General features: G+C 38.5%; 6 protein-coding genes. All 6 read left to right on the top strand.

Going from position 1 to position 5088, the window contains the following annotated elements:
* Positions 1–467: 467 nt before the first annotated feature.
* Positions 468–854 carry a DUF1310 family protein gene (locus QZ169_RS11320; protein WP_295507116.1) on the top strand — a complete coding sequence of 129 codons (387 nt, stop codon included), beginning with the start codon at positions 468–470 and terminating at the stop codon, positions 852–854.
* 308 nt (positions 855–1162) lie between these two features.
* Positions 1163–1549 (top strand): DUF1310 family protein, encoded by a 387-nt coding sequence (locus QZ169_RS11325; protein WP_032914211.1) that lies wholly within the window; start codon positions 1163–1165, stop codon positions 1547–1549.
* Between the two features lies 1 nt (position 1550).
* On the top strand, positions 1551–3140 hold the full coding sequence (locus QZ169_RS11330; protein ID WP_295507119.1) for a hypothetical protein: 1590 nt from the start codon (positions 1551–1553) through the stop codon (positions 3138–3140).
* Positions 3137–3511, top strand: coding sequence for a hypothetical protein (locus QZ169_RS11335; RefSeq protein WP_367113055.1), 375 nt, complete (start codon positions 3137–3139; stop codon positions 3509–3511). Before QZ169_RS11330 ends, QZ169_RS11335 begins: the two co-directional genes overlap by 4 nt.
* A gap of 35 nt (positions 3512–3546) precedes the next feature.
* Positions 3547–3855 (top strand): hypothetical protein, encoded by a 309-nt coding sequence (locus QZ169_RS11340; protein WP_295507123.1) that lies wholly within the window; start codon positions 3547–3549, stop codon positions 3853–3855.
* 160 nt (positions 3856–4015) lie between these two features.
* A partial coding sequence (locus QZ169_RS11345) for a M3 family metallopeptidase (protein ID WP_295507124.1) occupies positions 4016–5088 on the top strand: 1073 nt, incomplete at its 3' end.

A 5088-nucleotide genomic window follows, 5' to 3' on the forward strand; every position in this document is an offset into this window, starting at 1 on the left:
GATTAGACATCTATTTAATAATTAATGATAATAAGAAGTTTGAATTAGACATGACTTTTCAAGAAAATTCAACTACTGGCGAATACGAGACGGGTGGTTATGGCATGTCTCCGGAATTTAACGAGCTAATTAGAGGAGAAAAGTAATACGCCTGATTATAAAAACCCTGTTGATGTTAGAGAATATGAAGATAAACAACTTGTTGGAACTTATTTATATGAGTATGGGAGTATGCATGTTGTAAAGAATATGATGTAAAAGGGAGGATTATTTAGGCACCGTCTCCCAAATTTATAAAAATATCAAGCGTGATGGAGAACGAGTTTTTGTCTTTACAACTCTTTATCCGTACTGGAGTACTTGAGACTTCTAAAAAAAGTATAACAATGATAAGATAAAACATTAATCCAAATCCATTTTCATTAGGACATCAGTTTGAGCAAAGGTAACAAACTAAAGGAGTCATCATGAAGAAATATTTTGTCATCTTTCTGACTATCATCACGATTAGTTCAGCTATGTTTCTAGGAAGCTGCAGCATTCTAAACAGTCGGTCAGAACAAGAAGAAATGATTCAGATTGCAGAGGGGAAGAAAGCGCAGAGAGCAATAGAAGAATTACTAAGACAGGAAGATTCTAAAGCATTGACAGAGGAGGGGATTATAAAAGAATATTCAATTAATAAAGATGAATTAGACTATAATCCCATGGGAGGATTAATCGTTGAACTTATAATTAATGATAATCCAGAACTAACGATTACCACAACATTGATGGAAGAGTCTGATGGGAAGCTAGAACATATGGGGTACGTGATCTCTGGTGAACTTGCAAAGAAATTGAGGGGAGAATGACATATGATAAAGCATTAAGTGATAAGAAAAAAGTTGATATTGCATTGCAAGAATATTAGATAAAAAATGTTAATCAAGAGGTTGAACTAAGTGACGAAACCTATGTTGGAACTGCTTCCCAAATTTACGACAATGTACATGACAATGAAGAACAAGCTTATATCTTTACGAACTTCTAACAATGATTCCGCTTTCATATTCTCGATAAAAATAGTATAATAATCAATATAAAACATTAATCTAAATCTAGTTTCCCATTTTTGCTAAGGATCCAGCTTTAGCAAAGATGAGAAGTGAAAGGAGCTATCATGAAGAAAATAGTTATTATTTTTCTGAGTATCATCACGCTCAGTTCAGCTATGTTTTTAGGAGGTTGCAGTATGCTAAACAGTCGGTCAGAAAAAGAAGAAATTCTTCAGATTTCAGAAAGTAAAAAGATGAAGAAAGCCTTGGAAAATTTTCTCAAAGGTTTAGATCCTAAAGCTTTGACACCAGAAGGAAAGATTAAATCCTATGAAATTCAAAAGGATAAGTTAGATTATAATCCTATGGGTGGACTAAATGTTTATATAATTATTAATGGGAATGAAGTTTTGAATATTGATATGACTGTTCAAGAAGAAGATACTGGAGAATATGAAGTTGTATCATATGGTATTCCACAAGAATTGAGTGAGTTATTAGGAGAGAATTAACATGGCTAATAATGCAGAGTACAATGATAAGCAGAATGTTGCAGCAGCTTTGGTAGAGTATCGTGAATTAGAATTTGGGAAAAATTATTCAATAGCTGGTAAGAATGGATACATTGGTAATCTTTCTCAGGTATACGACAATGTAAATGGCCATGAAGAGCAAGTTTTTGTATTTACAAATAATGGTAAAGGACCTGAGCAATCTCCGGTCCCTTACTCCGCTTCGGATGCTGAGCGTGCTCAGGTGCAGGATGTGACAGTCATGATGCAGGGCTCTCAGACCAAGACGCACACTCCTAAGTTAATCCACGATACTGTTACGGATTGGCTGCCTACAGACTTTGTGACGGCATCTCACCGTCTGGGACCTGTAGGTGCAGTAGAATATGCTACCCCTTTTGTTTATCGTCATTCAAAAAATATGATTACTCAAAAAAGCCGAGAAGAACTAGATAAGGCAGATCGAGACGTAAGTAATAAGATAGGAAATGTAGTCGGAATCTTTAATAAAGATGCTGGTCAAGCAGTGAAGCAGAGCCTTAATTCTTTCAATAAAAATCCCTTTAATGAGCTGAGGAAGAATGTTATATCAAATCTTGCAGGTGTTTCTGGCGGAACTTTCACGACAGGAATTGCTGCACCGAATATTTTGGTAGCTGCTAGTTATCTCAAAAAGACACAAGAGTTTCCTCCGGCTCAGTTTAAGGATGCGGCTAAGCATCTTAAGGAAACCATTCGTAAGTACCCTAATGCCAAGATTGATCTTTACGGACACTCTTTGGGTTCTATGGATATCCAGTATGCTCTATCCACTCTGACAGAGGAGGAGATGCGCCATATTGGCACAGTCCATATCTACAATGGCCCTAATATCTATCCTCTCTTGCCCAAGGAACAGCAGGCACGACTGGATAGCGCTAAGTATAAGATCTTTAATCATATCGACCATAAGGATATCGTCAGCTTAGGCTACAGCTTATCTGGCAGTGAAAATGCTGCTGGTATTGTACATCATATTGCGACTGTCGAAAAGGAAATAGGTGCTCAGCATATGATGGAGGGCTATATCTACGATAAAAATAAAAATTTTGTGCTTATGGATGGGACAGGAAAGACGACTATCAAGGATACCATCAAAGCCAATATGATTCCTTACCAGAATATGAAGAAGTATCTGTCTAAGGGTGGATTTAGCAGTAATGAAAAGATTTATCTGGACAGTGTTCAAGCCCAGGCAACTGTTCAAAATTTAGTAAATGTGATCAAACTAGGCTATGACACTTTGCAGCAGGCTAGAGATCGGGTTGTTAGCGAAGCAGAAAAGCTAGCAGAGCAGTTGGAAAAGGTTCCTCAGGGCTTCAGTCTTAGTCCAGATGAGGTGGCTGTAGCCTATCAGGCTGGAGGTGCAGATTATCAATCATTGGTCGCATCTTTGCAAGAGCACTTTTATATTCGATTGTCTAAATTTCAGATGCTTCGAATTACCTTTAGCGTTTTGCAAGGTCAGATTGAAGCTGGTATTGAGTTGTTGCTGGCTAGGGATCAAACATTAGCAGGAGATTTTGAGCAATGGAACCAAATCAATCAATGAAGCAGGATATAGCTAAAAAAGAAAAAGAGATGGTGGAACTATACTCAGAACTTCAGAGGGAACGTTTGAAGATTGATAAAGAACGAGATATCATCCTATCTAAGAAAAAAGCTTTTTCCGACATGCTACAAGAAGAGTATGAAATGGCGACTGCTATTTTACGGAACCAAGAAAGGGACACTAGTATCGAATGGCAGGCTTTAAATCAGTATATAGAATCCTATGATATGTTGGCAGAAGAGGCTAGCAGTGAGGAATTGAAAAATCTTGATCTAAAAGATGAGAAAGTTTTGGAAACATTCTCTAAGCAGAGACGCCGTTTAGAATGGGAAATTGAAGATAGCTATTGTCGTCTTCGTGATTCTAAATAAATCTGCTGTTTAGAGTAGAGGAAAGGAAAAAGTCTATGTTTATATCAGAAATAGCTTCAGCACCAGTAAAAAGTTACTTTTCACCATCTAAAACAGCTGATTTGGCAGAAATTAGGAAAGCAATAGAAAAGCAAATTATAACGAATGTTTTAGCTCCTCTTTTGTTAGCTCAAAAAAGCAGCCTTCAAAGCAATTATGATACTCTTTTTACCGATGTCGCAAAGACTGTTCAGGAGAGTGTGAAAGTAGCTGCAGATCAGATAGATAGCTCGATGAAAGGGCAATTTTCTAAAAAAGTTGTAAGCGTTATAGACAACAGCAGTACGAAATTTGAAGAAATTTAGCAATGAACTCTTTGGAATCTAGTTTTTGTTTGGTCAGGAATTGGGTTCAAAGAGTTTTTTTAAACTAAGTCAGTCTGCCTAGCTACTATGTGATTTTGGTACTTGAGTTTTATAAAAAGTGGAATTTTGTGATAGAATAGGGGAGTCGGAGGATTTTTTTATGGCAAAACAAAGAAATGAAATTGAAGAAAAATATACTTGGGATTTGAGTACAATTTTCCCAACAGATGAAGCCTTTGAAGCCGAGTTGGCGCAGGTTTCAGAAGAAGTGAAGGAAGCAGCTAATCTGGCTGGACATTTGCTGGATTCAGCGGACAGTCTCTTAACAACGACTGAAGTGCAGCTAGACTTGATGCGCCGTATTGAAAAGCTTTATTCTTATGCTCACATGAAGAATGACCAGGATACACGTGTGGCTAAGTACCAAGAGTATCAGGCTAAAGGCATGACTCTTTACAGCGATTTTGGCCAAAGCTTTGCCTTTTATGAACCAGAATTCATGGCGATTATAGAAGAGCAGTACCAAGCTTTCCTGGCTGAGCAGCCAGGTTTACAACTTTATCAGCATTATTTTGACAAGCTTTTGAAAAAGAAAGCCCACATCCTGACACAGCGCGAAGAGGAGCTATTGGCCAGTGCTGGTGAAATTTTTGGTGCAGCGGGCGAAACCTTTGCTATCTTGGATAATGCAGATATTGTCTTTCCAATGGTGCATGACGAAGATGGAAATGAAGTTCAGCTCAGCCACGGCAACTATATCACCCTGGTCGAGTCTAAGAACCGAGAGGTCCGTAAGGAAGCTTACGAGGCTCTCTACAGCGTCTACGAGCAGTACCAGCATACCTATGCTAAGACTCTGCAGACCAATGTCAAGGTTCACAACTACAATGCGAAAGTCCGCAAGTTTTCATCTGCCCGTGAAGCAGCCTTGTCAGCGGACTTTATTCCAGAAAGTGTTTATGACAGCTTAGTTTCAGCTGTCAATAAGCATTTGCCTCTCTTGCAACGTTATATCGCTTTGCGAGCGAAGATTTTAGGCGTTTCTGATTTGAAGATGTATGATATGTACACGCCCTTGTCAGAGACAGACTACAAGTTCACTTATGAGGAAGCCTTGGCTAAGTCTGAGGAAGTTCTGGCTATTCTGGGTGAGGATTACTTGAGCCGAGTCAAGACAGCTTTTTCAGAGCGCTGGATTGATGTTCATGAAAATCAAGGCAAGCGCTCAGGAGC

The organism is uncultured Streptococcus sp. (assembly GCF_905372115.1).
Classification (GTDB): domain Bacteria; phylum Bacillota; class Bacilli; order Lactobacillales; family Streptococcaceae; genus Streptococcus.